The organism is Sporosarcina sp. E16_3 (assembly GCF_017347125.1).
Lineage (GTDB): Bacteria > Bacillota > Bacilli > Bacillales_A > Planococcaceae > Sporosarcina.
Genome location: NZ_JADPRX010000051.1, coordinates 1 through 13,930 on the forward strand (window position 1 = coordinate 1; position 13,930 = coordinate 13,930).

19 protein-coding genes are annotated in these 13,930 nt (G+C 35.0%); 4 read left to right on the plus strand and 15 right to left on the minus strand.

Translation table 11 applies throughout. From position 1 onward, the window contains the following. Positions 1-70: 70 nt before the first annotated feature. The 4 genes from I2483_RS18405 to I2483_RS18420 all read right to left on the minus strand — a co-directional run bounded on the left by I2483_RS18405 (position 71) and on the right by I2483_RS18420 (position 2,908). Positions 71-886, minus strand: coding sequence for a hypothetical protein (locus I2483_RS18405; protein ID WP_207278536.1), 816 nt, complete (start codon positions 884-886; stop codon positions 71-73). 4 nt (positions 887-890) lie between these two features. Continuing rightward, entirely contained in the window at positions 891-1,601 is a 711-nt protein-coding gene (locus I2483_RS18410; protein WP_207151629.1) for a hypothetical protein, read from the minus strand. A 1-nt stretch (position 1,602) separates the two neighbouring features. After that, on the minus strand, positions 1,603-2,424 hold the full coding sequence (locus tag I2483_RS18415; RefSeq protein WP_207151630.1) for a hypothetical protein: 822 nt from the start codon (positions 2,422-2,424) through the stop codon (positions 1,603-1,605). Between the two features lie 67 nt (positions 2,425-2,491). Further along, the gene (locus tag I2483_RS18420; RefSeq protein ID WP_207151631.1) at positions 2,492-2,908 is read right to left on the minus strand and encodes a DUF2712 domain-containing protein; all 417 of its coding nucleotides are present in this window, start codon (positions 2,906-2,908) and stop codon (positions 2,492-2,494) included. A 454-nt stretch (positions 2,909-3,362) separates the two neighbouring features. On the opposite strand from I2483_RS18420, the gene I2483_RS18425 reads away from it, so the two are divergent. After that, entirely contained in the window at positions 3,363-3,518 is a 156-nt protein-coding gene (locus tag I2483_RS18425) for a hypothetical protein (protein ID WP_255550518.1), read from the plus strand. After that, positions 3,515-4,237, plus strand: a complete 723-nt coding sequence (locus I2483_RS19265) for a permease prefix domain 1-containing protein (RefSeq protein WP_218625011.1) — start codon at positions 3,515-3,517, stop codon at positions 4,235-4,237. The genes I2483_RS18425 and I2483_RS19265 overlap by 4 nt, the downstream gene beginning before the upstream one ends. A gap of 205 nt (positions 4,238-4,442) precedes the next feature. Here the strand turns inward: I2483_RS19265 and I2483_RS18440 are convergent, their stop codons facing one another. From I2483_RS18440 to I2483_RS18465, 6 genes are all read right to left on the minus strand, one after another. Further along, positions 4,443-4,793, minus strand: a complete 351-nt coding sequence (locus I2483_RS18440) for a hypothetical protein (RefSeq protein ID WP_207151633.1) — start codon at positions 4,791-4,793, stop codon at positions 4,443-4,445. 552 nt (positions 4,794-5,345) lie between these two features. Next, positions 5,346-5,558 carry a hypothetical protein gene (locus I2483_RS18445; RefSeq protein ID WP_207151634.1) on the minus strand — a complete coding sequence of 71 codons (213 nt, stop codon included), beginning with the start codon at positions 5,556-5,558 and terminating at the stop codon, positions 5,346-5,348. An 801-nt stretch (positions 5,559-6,359) separates the two neighbouring features. Then, a complete protein-coding gene (locus I2483_RS18450) occupies positions 6,360-6,629 on the minus strand; it encodes a hypothetical protein (protein ID WP_207151635.1) in 270 nt (89 codons plus the stop codon). After that, a complete protein-coding gene (locus I2483_RS18455; protein WP_207278538.1) occupies positions 6,629-7,195 on the minus strand; it encodes a hypothetical protein in 567 nt (188 codons plus the stop codon). Before I2483_RS18455 ends, I2483_RS18450 begins: the two co-directional genes overlap by 1 nt. A 5-nt stretch (positions 7,196-7,200) precedes the next feature. Then, positions 7,201-7,767 carry a hypothetical protein gene (locus I2483_RS18460; RefSeq protein WP_207151637.1) on the minus strand — a complete coding sequence of 189 codons (567 nt, stop codon included), beginning with the start codon at positions 7,765-7,767 and terminating at the stop codon, positions 7,201-7,203. Beyond that, the gene (locus I2483_RS18465) at positions 7,760-8,320 is read right to left on the minus strand and encodes an AbrB/MazE/SpoVT family DNA-binding domain-containing protein (RefSeq protein WP_207151660.1); all 561 of its coding nucleotides are present in this window, start codon (positions 8,318-8,320) and stop codon (positions 7,760-7,762) included. Before I2483_RS18465 ends, I2483_RS18460 begins: the two co-directional genes overlap by 8 nt. Here I2483_RS18465 and I2483_RS19790 point away from each other — a divergent pair. Beyond that, complete coding sequence (locus I2483_RS19790; RefSeq protein WP_481886359.1) at positions 8,296-8,394, plus strand: hypothetical protein; 99 nt, start codon at positions 8,296-8,298, stop codon at positions 8,392-8,394. The two genes, I2483_RS18465 and I2483_RS19790, sit on opposite strands and share 25 nt — an antisense overlap. Before the next feature lie 1,032 nt (positions 8,395-9,426). Here I2483_RS19790 and I2483_RS19795 read toward each other — a convergent pair. The 3 genes from I2483_RS19795 to I2483_RS18485 form a co-directional block, all read right to left on the minus strand. Beyond that, positions 9,427-9,573 (minus strand): DNA ligase-like domain-containing protein, encoded by a 147-nt coding sequence (locus I2483_RS19795; RefSeq protein ID WP_207151639.1) that lies wholly within the window; start codon positions 9,571-9,573, stop codon positions 9,427-9,429. Between the two features lie 39 nt (positions 9,574-9,612). Further along, entirely contained in the window at positions 9,613-10,368 is a 756-nt protein-coding gene (locus tag I2483_RS18480; RefSeq protein ID WP_207278539.1) for a YhfM domain-containing protein, read from the minus strand. 160 nt (positions 10,369-10,528) lie between these two features. Then, positions 10,529-11,173 carry a hypothetical protein gene (locus tag I2483_RS18485; protein WP_207151642.1) on the minus strand — a complete coding sequence of 215 codons (645 nt, stop codon included), beginning with the start codon at positions 11,171-11,173 and terminating at the stop codon, positions 10,529-10,531. Between the two features lie 232 nt (positions 11,174-11,405). Between I2483_RS18485 and I2483_RS18490 the strand changes: the two genes are divergently transcribed. Continuing rightward, entirely contained in the window at positions 11,406-11,810 is a 405-nt protein-coding gene (locus tag I2483_RS18490) for a hypothetical protein (protein ID WP_207151643.1), read from the plus strand. Here the strand turns inward: I2483_RS18490 and I2483_RS18495 are convergent. Together I2483_RS18495 and I2483_RS18500 are read right to left on the minus strand one after the other, a co-directional pair. After that, positions 11,792-12,919 carry an IS4 family transposase gene (locus I2483_RS18495; RefSeq protein WP_207151644.1) on the minus strand — a complete coding sequence of 376 codons (1,128 nt, stop codon included), beginning with the start codon at positions 12,917-12,919 and terminating at the stop codon, positions 11,792-11,794. The two genes, I2483_RS18490 and I2483_RS18495, sit on opposite strands and share 19 nt — an antisense overlap. Before the next feature lie 570 nt (positions 12,920-13,489). Beyond that, positions 13,490-13,930 (minus strand): Fic family protein (locus I2483_RS18500; RefSeq protein WP_207278540.1); only part of this gene is annotated, 441 nt, incomplete at its 5' end.

Sequence of the window (13,930 nt, forward strand, 5' to 3'; positions counted from 1 at the left end):
GTTTATTTGAATATGCCTAAAAACGGAAGTTTGCGTATAGAAACCGCAATGAATTTCCAGTTTTCATGTTTTAGGTGCTTGACATATTACCACTGGGCTCGTAACTTTCATATCTATGAATAACTATATATAACCAAACACCAATGATTATATTTAACACAAATAAATATACAAAAGAAAACTCTAAAGTATAAGATCCTAACCTAAATGCACTTTCTCCAAGGTTAAGTGAGAAGTCATGCCATGATATAATTTGTTGACTAGTGGGGAACCAGATAATCCACTTCTGACCTGTGGGAAATACATCGTAAATAAAAGCAGATGAAAAGAGTGATACAAAATATATTGTAATTACCGAAACATACCCCAATCCACTTCTTGTTATAAAACACACTACATTTGATAACACTGAAAATGCTGTCCAGGTAAGAAGACTTAGTATATAGAGGAACAAAACTTCTTTTAAATATGTGAATTCAACTGAGTATCCAAGTAATATACCTGTAAAGATAAAGGAGATGAAAAGTATTGCTAAATAAAAAAAACTTAATTTAAATATGTTAAACATCATACGCCAATACCAAATTCTCTTGTCTTGCAATCTTGTTAAAACGATTACCCCTTTAGTTTCATACTCACTGTAAACAAAATCTCCTGTATTCAGGATAAACAGTAAAAAGGGCAGTGCAAAAACCAATGCTGGTAATACATGAAAAATAGTCTCTATTTCTAACGTACCCAAGTCTTCTAATATTGCCACACTTAAATCTCTATTATCCTTATTAAAATTGGTCAATTTAAAATACAGAGCCAAAAGTATGCCACCTAAAACAGCGAGGATAAATAGCCTTTTCCCTATAGGTTTTTTAAAAAATGCTATATTCAAAAAATCACCTCTGATTTGAACCTTCTTTTACTGTAAGTAAAAATAATATCATTGAAATAAAAAGCCCAACCAATACAAAAGTTATTGATTCATTTAATCCTTCTGTTACAACAAAAGACTCCATGTGCTTCAAGTAAATGTAGTAATCCAGGGATCGAAGACTCTCTATCCCAATAGCTGTACCTATAATATGCGGGGAAATTAATAATACTATACTAAGAAGTAGTGATATTCCCTGCTGCTGACTTCTATAATAAAGATACAAAAGAATACTAGCTGCTAACATAAATCCTGGTAACTGTATTAGCATTGATCGAATTATAAAAAACAACATTTCAAATCCATTATTAAATATAGACAAAATTAAAATAGGGATATTTATAATAAGGATAAAAAATAAAGTGTGGAATACCATAAGAGCTATCTGACGTTTAACCAATACACTTATTTTGCTGTGCTTAATTTTAATCTGGTCATGAGAGTAATAATGAATCATTTCACTAGCCATCAATAGATATAAAGGTAAAACGACACTGTTAAATACTATAAAATGTGTTTGAACATAGAAAATCAATTCACTGATTTTATTTCCTTCAGTGCCAGTCAAGGAAAGGTAGAGTAAATAAATTACACTTAACAGAATACTGCTAATAATCATAAATTCCCCTGTTGATTTTAACCATATTCCCCTAAGCAGAAAACTATTAAATGCCATATTAATTCATCACGTCACTTTTTTTAGCCCTTATTAATAACAGCACAGAAAAAGCAAATAAGCCAATAATCCATGCAAATGGTGCCCATTCAGGTACTAAACTATTTGAAAAGAAAACACTTGTCCAACCATAATTAAAAAATCCTAAGAATGAAAAAAGCAAATCAATTACTATTAACCCTACAAAGAGACCTATAACAGTAAGGTAACGGTTCTTAGTTGTCAAAGTCATAATAGAAAAGGATAGTAAAGCAACCATTCCTGCAAAAAGACTTACCAAAAAGGCATATATTAAAGAATAACCGAAAGGATGATTTAAACTTAATAAATCAAAGGCGTATAAAGAGTTATATCCTTGAAGACCTGTGTCGTATGCCGGAAGAGCATACATATTATCCCCACCCTTTTCAGGAAATGTTATGTATGTCAATAAAAAATTAATACACAAAACAACAAAAAAACTGAAAAACGTAACGAAAGTAACTGTAAAAGCTTTAGCAATTAATACATATTGACGCTTCGTCCTAGTCACAAGTAAAGTTAAGATACCCTTTTTACGATCTATAAAATAATTATCAGAATAAATAAAACTTGACAAAAGAGGCGTTAGAATAATAAAAATTGAAAATATATGACTAACATAGTTGCCTACTATAAAAGTCATCTCCTCATACGGTCTTAAGTAACTAAATGTTTTGCCAAAGTAAATTGCGCACTGAATCAAATGAGCTACAACAGGCAACAACAATAAAATAACAAATACAAATTTGAATTCAATTCTTCTTAAACATCTTTTTAGTTCTAAGAGACATACATTGTACATAATTTTTACTCCTATCTTTATTAAGGTGAACAAGCGAGACTCATATGAAGTCTCGCTTTATTTGATATTACCAAAATTCTACATCGCCGCTTACAAAAGCATTTGAAGTACTTACATTGGCATTTTCCATAGCCAAACGGACATTGGATCCGGCTTTAACGTTACGATAAAAGCTAATCGTAGTATAGGTTGTCGCAACTTTTTGTGTATACTTCGCAGATATAGTCTCAGTTGTAATCAACCCATCATACTCGCCCCAAAAGTTAGCTGCTGTGGTGTTTGTCAATGCGGTTACTTTATTTAGCAACCAATCCGAATCTTGTGACTTTGTATGAAAATTCGTGTAATTGTTACCACCTAGCGGCTTAAGAACATATGAAGTATATGGTCCACCTGAAGCTGATGATAACGCTCCTCCACCAGTGAGTATTCCTAAAGCTAATACCATCATAAATAAACTTTTCAACATTCTACTTTTCTTCATTAGAAAACCTCCAATTTTATTGTAATCCTGCTACAAGTCTGCTATGAAAGTTATTGCGATTAGTATCATATCTACTATTATATCACCTCTTTTCAGACTGATTAGTACCAAGAAAATGATAAGAGAATTGGCACTATTTATCAAATTTTGTCACAACACTATTACTCTGTCAACCAAAATTATAAAAATATGGAATTGTAACCCTTTCAATATCTGTTAAATATCACTTTCACTAGTAGCTAATGGATGTGATATTTAACCTTATATCCTATGTAAATCACATTTCCGTGGCTTCTCGTCCACAAAACTTCAAATCTTCCGATGCTATTTAGGATGAAGCTAGAAGTAAACGGGATGAAACGTAAAAAAATGGGCTTTTGAAGTGAAGGTTATAGTGGTAAATCGAAATCTCGACCACAATAAGTTATAATAGTCTTGATATTATTAAAGGAGAATGAAATTTTTCACATTCTATACCAAAAGAGGTTCACTATGGAAATATTTTAAACTCACACCACGTGGTGAAGATGGATTTGAAGAAAAACGAAAGGAATGGAGATTTGTAATAAAGCTTATTGACTTATTTTTAGAAGGAGGAGAGAAGTTGTGAAACAAATTGATCAATTTGTCAATACTGTATATTCTCATTTAAGTGGGAAAGAAGCAAAAGAGTTGAAAAAAGAAATGCGTTCACATTTATTAGAAACTGTTGAAGAGTTAAAAGCAGAAGGAAAGTCAGAGCAAGAAGCAGTTTCTATTGCTTTAGATAGATTCGGAGATGAAAAACAAATTACAAGAGGGTTATTAACAAAGTTTCAATCTCAAAAAAAGTTTGCAAAATGGCTATTACGTTCAGCAGTTATATTTTTTTTGGTAGGTTTAGTTGTTTCGGTTAGTTTATTTATGAGGGACAAAACTTACAGTGAGACCTTAGATTTAATGGATAATTTGGTACAATCATATCAAACGAAAGGTGAATTCACTTCTGAAGATGAACTTGCCTTACAAGAAATGGTTGAACGGAATTCAAAGTGGTTTGACAATATTAGTTATTTCGCATTCATAAAGGATTCTGAGGTAGATGGTAAAAAGACAAGTGAAAAATTATTTACTCAAGGAAAAGAAGGCAACGGGGAATCTCGTATGATGAGACAGAGTAATATCGGAAATGACAATGCTAATTGGTATGTGGAATGGGAATATAAAACTTACGATTATCTGAAATATGAGTTTCTCTATTATGTTTTCTTTGCTATTTCAGGTGGTTTAATTATTCTTTGGGGTGTAGTTCGTTTTTATAATCGGAATCGCTTGAAAGCTTTTGCGTAGGCCCCCCAATCAAACAACTCATATCCAAACGCAGCACCTCCTTGGTACGATCAATGTATCAATTTTTGACATTTTGGACTTAGAATTATGTGATTTTATAAAGGAAATAAAAAAAGGGGTGCACAACACTACAGAGTAACTGCACTCCTTTCAAACACCTAATGATTGATATTAATACCATTTAATAACAATACGAAACTGATAATTACTTGTAATTATCGACATTATCAATTATTTCTACCACTCTTTTGATTTCATCTCTACTCATATATTCATCAGTCATTAAAAGAACTAAACCATTATTATTTTCAGCCATCGGCAAATATTTTTTCATTAGGTAAAGATATAAACTTTCTATATCTCCTGTAACGTTTTTTATATCATTAGCTGTTTTACTATTAATGTTTTGATAAGTAAATGTTGGTGTAGCCCTCTTAGTTTCAGCGTATTTTATTTCCTCTTCTACTGTTCTTTGCCCTACTAGCTTATCGTGCATAATCGTGAAATTATTAAAAAAATACTCAATAATAACCTGCTCCAACTCTTCATTAGACATATCAGAAGAAATACCTTCTAAAGTGGTTATCTTCGAATTCACAAATAAGTATATAGGAGAAAATCCATGCTTTAGTTTATTGTACAAATCATAATATATGTAACATCTTCGTCTGAATTCCTAAGGATTGCACTAGAAATATTAATTAATCTATCATTAATTTTCTCAACACTGTTTTGAACTGCTCTGTAAATTAGATTAACTTCTTCGTCAGTTATATCCTTAAAAATCTTTTCTATATCTCCTTTTGATTCTGGGAGTGAAAAAATCTTTTTGATTTGTCTTTTTCCTGTCATTGACGTAATAATAGAACTATAAAAGCCTATTGGATTCCCGTATGCTAAAAATGTCTCTGCAATATCTACTTGTTCATTTTATACTTTGTACACGCTACGCACATACCTGCGAAATCCTCTAAAAATGTACCTAATTTAATCACCATATCCGCATGAACCGCTTGAAGAGTTAATAAATCATCTAATTCTTTGTTTTCCTCATTTAATTTATCTACAAATGTATTGTAAAGAACTCCTAACATACCACTTCTTTGCTTTATACCAAAAAATACTTACTTTTTAATAAAGCCACTGTTTCAAAACTAAAAATAGCTACAGCATTATTATATTCATTTAACTGTTCTGGAATAGGTAGGATTAATAGTGTACTTTTATCTCCTTTTTTTTCAAATTTGTAACCAAATGGTACACCTAGAATATTAATTTCATTAAATTCAGCTATATTTGTTATTTTGGGTTCTACTGTCATATAGTTTCACGCTCTCTTATGTTAGTTTAACCATTTGAAGACTATAAAAATTTGCGACCAAACCGTTCTTTATGGCGTTCATCAGGACTGACATCTATTAATTTTCGCTCGATGGCGAATAGTTGATTACAGAATTGGACCCCTTCTTCCGCGGCGCAAGGCGTTTCTTTATTCTTTGCTTAGGCAACGCAGTGGGCGCTTCGTCAAATTTTTTACAGTAACACGTGCTAGTCTTTTGCGTGATGGCTCTTTTACAGAGTATTTTTATTGATGAACCGAAGACATGAATACCTCATCCTCATAATCTGAGCAGTCTTATCTTATAGCCACAGTTTCTAATGGATGCCTCAATCTATTCTTCAACATGCTATTATCTATTTTTCCCGTAATATCCCATTTATCTAAAACAGCATCTAGTTCGAATTCTTGTATGAAAAATTAATGTTGCTGCCACGCAAACATTACAAATTAACGCATGTCATTTGACTCAAAAACGGTGTAACATCTAATGGTGCATGTTTAGATAGTTTGATATTAAATCGAATTCTTTCTTCTTCAATACTCGGTTTGACACTGTACCCAATCACCCTGTACCTCTGAGGGGCCTTCTCAATATAACGCTTTGTTTCTCTTGACATCATATTCCTCCTCCAAAACTATATATAATGTTATTACACCCAGAATAAACAAAAAACCACCTTCGGTTTCCGAAAGTGGTTCTTCCAACTTTTACGTTCATAAGTAAAATATTTAGTTGCGGTCAAGAAATGCTTAATTCCTTTATTTCTTAATAGAATTATATCACATTCTAGAACTTTGCGCTATTGCTAGTTCTAAGAAACATAAGGGTATATCGAAGTATGAGTGGACTGTCTCAGACAGATAAATATCGCCTTTATTTACTTCGGCAATCTTCATTTCTTTTAGGAATAGACTTAACACGCTTCCATCCCAGGTCGTTTCCCATCCCTCTATAGATCGATGGTATTGTTCGATGCCATTTTGGTTATGATGTCGCCAAAACTTAGACAAGCGGATACGTATATTCGTGCGAACGTCATTTCTGTCCATCACCAATCCTCCCCTTCTTTTAATGCCCATGAATTGGTCGTTTTTATTCTCGGCTTCTGGTACATTCGAAAGCGCTGGATTTCTTCAGGCTTAACGGTTGAACCAATTTCATCTTTCAAAATGATTAGACGAACACCTCGACCTTTCGCGACTTCCTGGGCGACTTCTACACCCAAATCAGAAATAAGCTCCCTTTGACCTTGATACGTATGCGCCTTGTGCACACCCAACAACATATCTCCCTTCAAAGTCAATTCGGGATAAGCTGGTATCGCCCGCTCCATACCTCGTTTCGTCATCACAAACAAAGGCGTACCTATTTTATCTGTAGGTAGTCGAGAAATATCAATTTTAAAATTCGATGGAACAGGTTCATTAGCAGCGAAGAAATGGTAACTATCAAGCATGACATTTATATCTCTAATGAAATGGCCATTCTCTACACAACCTGCAGGGTATTCTTGATTCAATGGTTTGGTTTCTTTTTGGAGCAGTGTACAAGTAGATTTATTGGGTTCAAAATGGGTACATAGTGAACACGTTGGATATGTTTTCATTTTCTTCATCCTCTTCATACCTCATTTTTTTTGTGAAAGTGAGCAGGGACATGATCTAAACAAAACGGAAGGCGAACCGAATGCAACTCTAGGAATAGTTCGTCTTCGCCCTTTAGTGATTTCATACATTTAGTACATAGACGAGCACCTGGATTTACTTTTTCAGTACTAGGAAGACCGACACCAGGGTTTTTTCCCCAATCTCGGTGAGGCGCTAAGTCAACCCACCCCATTAGGAACTTATCACAAGCGTTGCGTATAGCATCTGACTCTGCAGCACTGACCGCGTTCTTATAAGCCGATACACTTCGTACTGAACTATCACGGATATATAAACTAAAGCCCATCCCACTTCGGGTAGCCCCGGCTATTGTTAATTCACCACGAACTACAACTGCTTGTTCTAACTCTTGCACTTGTGGATTTTCAACTAGTTTCCAAGACCACTGCCCCTGTGCCGCCTCCTCTAACCGTCGAATATATGCTTGCACAGGGATGTAGACTGACTTACCAGTTTGAAGGGTGCCTTCAGGAAATGCGGCCTGTAAACGCTCTGCAATTGCTTGATAGTCACTATGCATTCGTTTCACCCGCTACTCGAAAGATGTTGTTCAATTTACCTTTCAATGGGCTCTCTTTGAGTTGATGCGTCAAGTAAGCAAATTCACCAGGTTTTAATGTATTTCTATCATGAACAACAAACTGAAGAAACAGGTAGATCAATAATGAATCCTTCACCCTCCGTAAATCTTTCTTAACATAAGAAGGGTGAGCAATTTCAATCCAAGGAATATACAAGCCTTCTGAATATAGTTCATCCTCTAACAATGTAGGCGTTATATCAATGTCATATTGCTGCCGCCATCGAGCAATCATTTGCATGGGGTTAAAGCCGTTAGGAATCGTTCCTTTACCTAGACATAGGAAACACTCTTTCTTCGACTGGACCAGGACTCCCTTGCCCTCACACGCTAAACAATCACTTAGACTCTGGGGTCCGTACATATGAACACACTCATTAATATGATCAATTTGGAAATCAACTTTATCTCCAGTATCAGCATGTAAGAAATCACGAACAATCTTTGGTATCGTCACTTGCCCCTTTGATGTTAAAGACGCTGCTATACGCATTTTGGTCAACTCCACTCCTTACGTTTTCCTTACTTTTCTACATCATAAAGAATATTCAGTATCCTGTCAACTAAAAATAGCTTCCTGTTGTTAGCCGGAATAGTTATTCAATAGCTCAACAAAGGACTTATAAGCATTCATTAATAGATTTTGGTTCACTACACTTTTTTCAGCTCCAACCTTTTCGAAATTCTTTATTGTCTTTAGTAAATTGTTTTATAGCTTCCCTAGCTTTCTCACTACCTTCTTCTAAGCTTTTAAGTTCTGATTGATGACTGATAAGCTCTTTTCCAAATTCAAGTTAGGATCGAGACTTTTTTCTTTCTCTCAGAAATCCATCTTGTTGCTGATTTGAGGGAACAAGCGCCTTTGATCGAAATGACTCAGGAGTTGGAAGAGAAGATTCAATCCACCTTCGAGGAGAACGATGGAAACTATAGCTACAGACGGATCCAATCCTAGTTCCATCATGATGGAACTTTCTTGTGGTTCATTCGTATGCTTAGCTCGGTTCTACCTAAAATATTCCCCGATTTTTATATTCAGTTGTTGAATGATATTTGGATTTGTTCTGGGGAAAGTGGAAGCTTAATCTTGGCCAGTTTATCCTTAGATTCAGGGTTATCCGCCTAGATTCGATTGATATGATAATGATAGGAAGACTCAGCGATGTCAACGACCTGCAGTACGTCCTAAAACCTGTGCATGTGAATTTATGCCGTACGTGCTAGAAGTTTATACCCCGGCGGGCCATCCAGATACTCCTCATAACCATCAGTTTAAAAGACTCACTAAATTTAGCCATAATAAAACACCCCAGAAGTTAGATTTGGACTCTAACTTCTGGGGTGTGCAATTTGAGTATACCCTGTTCAAACATATTCAACAAAATGATAATACAAGCCCCCCTCTATTGTAAGGAGGGGGCTATTTGGCGCTTACCTCAAAAGGATAAGCAGCTATTTACTATTTGAATATATAGTCATCTGAAATTTAAGTTACTAAACAATAAATCTTTGAAAGCTTGCACTTCTCATAAATCCTTTTTTCGACAAGCATTGGTATTTAACTTCACATTAACTAATGGAACTAGATAAATGTAATCCTTATCTTCTCCCACTAGAAGAGGAAGATATGGTAGAGGTATTGGTCACTATAGAGTTTAGAATATCAATTCGTTCAGATAGTGTTTTCCCGGTTGCGAATACACCATTAATGTAAAGAACATCAAAAGCAGAAAAATGAACAGGCATTGTCTCAGTATACTTTTAATTTTACTCTGATTACGATATTTAATTCTTATTAATAAATTCTTTAATCTCTTTTAATGAACTATCCGAAAGTAAATAGATGGTGTAAGTGTCTTTTACGTTCATAATTCTTCCAGTATCCTCTGTAGCCCAAAGGAACCATTCTTCTTCGTCAAGTTTGAATATATACTTCGGATACTCTATAGCAGAAATCCCTTGTTCTTTCGTTGAATCTTTGACTGCCTTAACGAATATTGCTACTTCAATTGCTTCATTTAGTTCAATATTTTCCATTTTAGCTTGTGAATTAATTTTAACCAAAGGCTTAATGTTTTCTACAAAAGTCGTAACAACTTTTCGATCAATTGTCTGTTCCTTATCGTAAATTTCAACAATAACTGCTTCTTCCTTTTCTATAATTTTTTTTATTTCATCTATAGAAAATTCTTTACTTATTTCCACAGAACTACCTGTAACAATTCCCCTTACTCCATCATTAGGAAAAGTCTGAGTTTTGTATGTTTCAAGAACTTCAATTTCATTCATGCCGGTCCAATCACGAATATCGGTATTTTGTATTATAAATCTGACATTGTATTCTAGCTCTGGTTCCAATCCATAATCGTTAATTTGTACGCGGAAATGTAATTCCTTATCATTGGGGTTTTGCAGTGAACCAAATTCAACAGAAGAATTTTTAATAACAAGATGGTTTAACACTTCCCTTTCCTTTTGACAAGCAGATAGAATAATACAAAATATACTAAGAATAATAACTGAAATAAATCTCTCTCTCAATCCCATCATCCTTTCACTTCGTATATCTCCACAATTTATTATAGATAAGTAAGTGTTTGATATGCAAGTAAACATGATATAAAACGATATAAACATATATCACCGGTCAAGCTCCCATAAAAAAGAGAATTCCAATGGAATCCTCTTTTAAGAACTGTAATCAATTTACCTTTTTTGCATAAGGAGCAACTGACACAAGAATTTTCGAATGATTTTGTGAGATGAGCTTCCAGTAATAGAATCCACTATTATAATCGTAAGTCCACTGATAGGTGTTATAAGGTTGAATTGAGTAATTCTTTATAACACTCAGTTTGAAATAGTCTGTTTTATTAGGCGCATTAACAAAGTAACCGCTTGAAGCAGAAGAACCTAATGGAACGCTCATACTTAGACTAGAATAAGGTGGTGGGAAGCTTACATTAAGTGATACAGTAGGACCGCCACTGTCAGAATGGTAGAAACCTCCCAATGTTGGAAATCTTACTCCTCCAGATGGTTGATTTCCCGCAAAGCCTTCTGCGCTACGAGTCACTTTAGTGCCATATTCAATCTTATAGTCGCCAGGATCATTGAAAGGAGTTATTTCACTTTCATCATCTAATGATTTTGCAGACCTCAATTTGAGAAGTTCTTCCTCTGCCTGTTTTTTATGTGCTTCATCGATTTCTTCTTCTGTCATGTAAATTATGACAGGTTCGATATTACTGTCTGATTCAACAGTTGTTTTTGCAAAAGTAGCAAACCCAGTTGTGGAAAAGATGATTACAGATAGTAGAAAGGTTGTGAAAACTTTGAACTTCATGTCTCTTCCTCCTTTTATTTTAAATAATCTAACCACAGCCTATCAATAGCATCTCCCATCATATCTCTATATTTATCCAACTCCTCTTTGAAATATTTACAAATAGGCATAATATAACAATATTGTAATTCGGAATAATAGTCAAATATTATGAATATAATAAAAATTTTATATTTAGTAATTTCAGGAGTATAATCTCAAGTAGAAAGGTCCTATGGAAAGGGTGTTATAAATGAAGATTAGTAAAACTGGAATTTTGATAATCTTCGGTATATCTCTTTTATCTGCTTGGACTCAAAAACATCTTACATTTTTCGGAGAAAGTGAGAATTGGAGCATACACTATGAAGTCGAAAATAGTAATGATTATCGTGGAACCATTGGAAACATTAGAAATATAGGCAATGCCCCGATCCCAGAGGGGTTAGAATACTCCATTTCTAATTCGGAAGGAAGCGCTTCGTTAGAAGAAAATGGGGTTTTTACAATGCCACGAAGTAGGAATGGGTGTGTTGGCTGTACTTCTTCAAGCGAGAATTCTGAGATTGAAGCAATCATAAAATGGGACAATAACTCAGAATTAATACCCTTGATAGCACGCGTGTTGATTAACCATAATTATGCAGCTCCGACGTGATAAATCTGCCTTTGCCGTCCCATTACTTTTTTGATGCCGATGCACCATTCGATTGGTAAGTCATCACAAAGAAGCAGGCGATGGAACCCTGCGAATGACAAGCGTTTACAGTTCTCTTCTTTACTTCCGTGCACATGAAGAAATTTAAGTAAAACATACGTAATTAATGCAGGAAATAGCTGATTAAACACTGCATTTTCTGTCGTGCCGAATAATACCGGAACGTTTAAGTTTTGCTTTATCCAACGAAAGAATGTTTCAATTGCCCAACGGGATTTGTACATGTCGGCAATTTCTTCAGCTGTCACGTTCTGAAGGCTTATGACAACACTTAATATTTTGCCTTCATAATCAGCAAACTGAACGACACGATGGCGTTTTTTTGTTTGTTTTTGCGGTGTTCCTAATGTACATGTAAAATCAGCTATCACATTAGACTCCTTGGAACGACTGCCTTTCAACGATTTCTTTCGATTTAATTGGATGTTGTCCTTTAAACGAAAAACAAAATCTTGGCCATTTCCTGCGTAAAGATCGATCTTTTCAATCGAAAAATAAGCACGGTCACCCACGAGAATAAAACGATTGTCCTCAAGCTCTTTTCCAATTGGACCATCATTTTTCGAACCTATCGTTTCAACGACTTTTAGGGGCATTGCCGTTTCATTCGTAAAGCCCACATGCAGTTTAATTCCTGCGCGCTCACCGTGAAAAAGTGCCCAAGGCAAGCGTGTTTTTCCTACAGTAATTGTCGTTGAGTCAATAGACAAAAGCGTTTTTGGCATCTTTAGTTTACGACGCGCGGCGCGGTTCAACTTGCCCACGATTACTTCAAAAATACGCTTAATGATTGCATAATCAAGTTTCTTTAAATGCTTCGAAAGAGACGAATGGTCGACTGAAACCAGACCGACACTGGCACCTAAATCCGCCGAGTATCTTAAACTTTTCCACTCTTTCACTGCGGCTGTGACAAGATAAGAAATGAGCACGGAAACCGTGCATTTACGAGCTGTTTCAACGTATCCAAATTCTTTTAAAATAGCTTGAATTTCATCAACAGAAAGAAAGTTTTGAACCAATGTTTGAAGCGTGGTATTCTTGTTCATGAGAGATGCCTCTTTTCGTAAATGTTGGTGTGGTAACTTACATTTTACAAGAGGCGCTCTCTTTTTGTATATATTTTATTGGAAGAACTTAGTTAATCAACACGCGTGCCTTGATAGTTAAGTAGTTAACTTCGGTCTCTCACAGGTTCCATCAGGTTTAGATGACATTATCTGTTTAAGATCATTGTTTCCCCCGAATACGAATGAACAAAATATTTTAGATGAAAACTAGTTGTTAGTTAAGTATAGGAAATAGTATTTTCTTACTAAGTGGCACTACACGGTAAAAGGTAGTATCGTTAATACAACTTACAAAATCGTTTCTTAAGAGTTGTTTTTATTGTTAAGATAATAATCATCTGCACTACCAATCAGCTATACATTTCCGCCACTACGGCATGTTAGGGACTTTCACCCGTTAGAGAAAAGCGCTGCCAAGCGCACAAAAAGCTGCCCTGTAAAGGCAGCCGATTCTTTGCGCGATTTTACGTCTCTTTTCCTTGGCCCTGTAGTAGCTGTAGCCCCTAAATGACAATACAGTTACTTAATATATTCGAACTGCCCAGCACATCAATAATCAATTCCGTGAACGCAATTATCATATGTCCACTGAATGATTTTTTCATCATTATTCGTTTCGTAGAACTCTGATAACAATTGATTCCAATGCTCTAATTGCTGTTCGCTGATATTAACGATCCCTAACCCATTTAACATCATAATCGCGTTTGCAGAGACAATTGCTGTTCGCTTATTTCCATCCCAAAATAGTTGTGTTCGCATGGCATAATACATATACTTCAATGCTTTGTATGTGAGTGAGCCTTCGCTATCCCTAATTGCATTTAGTGTAGAGACTACTTCTGATTCAATTGGAATTGTAGGTGTATAGTCAACCCCGTGTATTCCAACATTCCCTGTTCGTAAAACGCCCCATTCCAGTGATTCATTATAGGATATAAAACTGTTTATTTTACAAGCTGTCATCAGATTAAATGTAGTATCACTAGG

Bases quoted from the DNA above. Each gene is read 5' to 3' on its own strand.
- I2483_RS19790 (WP_481886359.1), top strand. From the start codon at position 8,296: ATGTTAAAGACGCTGCTATACGCATTTTGGTCAACTCCACTCCTTACG.
- I2483_RS18465 (WP_207151660.1), bottom strand. From the start codon at position 8,320: ATGCGTATAGCAGCGTCTTTAACATCAAAGGGGCAAGTGACGATACCA.
- I2483_RS18450 (WP_207151635.1), bottom strand. From the start codon at position 6,629: ATGGACAGAAATGACGTTCGCACGAATATACGTATCCGCTTGTCTAAG.
- I2483_RS18420 (WP_207151631.1), bottom strand. From the start codon at position 2,908: ATGAAGAAAAGTAGAATGTTGAAAAGTTTATTTATGATGGTATTAGCT.
- I2483_RS18425 (WP_255550518.1), top strand. From the start codon at position 3,363: ATGAAATTTTTCACATTCTATACCAAAAGAGGTTCACTATGGAAATAT.
- I2483_RS18485 (WP_207151642.1), bottom strand. From the start codon at position 11,173: ATGAAGTTCAAAGTTTTCACAACCTTTCTACTATCTGTAATCATCTTT.
- I2483_RS18460 (WP_207151637.1), bottom strand. From the start codon at position 7,767: ATGCATAGTGACTATCAAGCAATTGCAGAGCGTTTACAGGCCGCATTT.
- I2483_RS18445 (WP_207151634.1), bottom strand. From the start codon at position 5,558: ATGACAGTAGAACCCAAAATAACAAATATAGCTGAATTTAATGAAATT.
- I2483_RS18495 (WP_207151644.1), bottom strand. From the start codon at position 12,919: ATGAACAAGAATACCACGCTTCAAACATTGGTTCAAAACTTTCTTTCT.
- I2483_RS18415 (WP_207151630.1), bottom strand. From the start codon at position 2,424: ATGTACAATGTATGTCTCTTAGAACTAAAAAGATGTTTAAGAAGAATT.
- I2483_RS18455 (WP_207278538.1), bottom strand. From the start codon at position 7,195: ATGAAGAAAATGAAAACATATCCAACGTGTTCACTATGTACCCATTTT.
- I2483_RS18440 (WP_207151633.1), bottom strand. From the start codon at position 4,793: ATGTCTAATGAAGAGTTGGAGCAGGTTATTATTGAGTATTTTTTTAAT.
- I2483_RS19795 (WP_207151639.1), bottom strand. From the start codon at position 9,573: ATGCCTGTTCATTTTTCTGCTTTTGATGTTCTTTACATTAATGGTGTA.
- I2483_RS18490 (WP_207151643.1), top strand. From the start codon at position 11,406: ATGAAGATTAGTAAAACTGGAATTTTGATAATCTTCGGTATATCTCTT.
- I2483_RS18410 (WP_207151629.1), bottom strand. From the start codon at position 1,601: ATGGCATTTAATAGTTTTCTGCTTAGGGGAATATGGTTAAAATCAACA.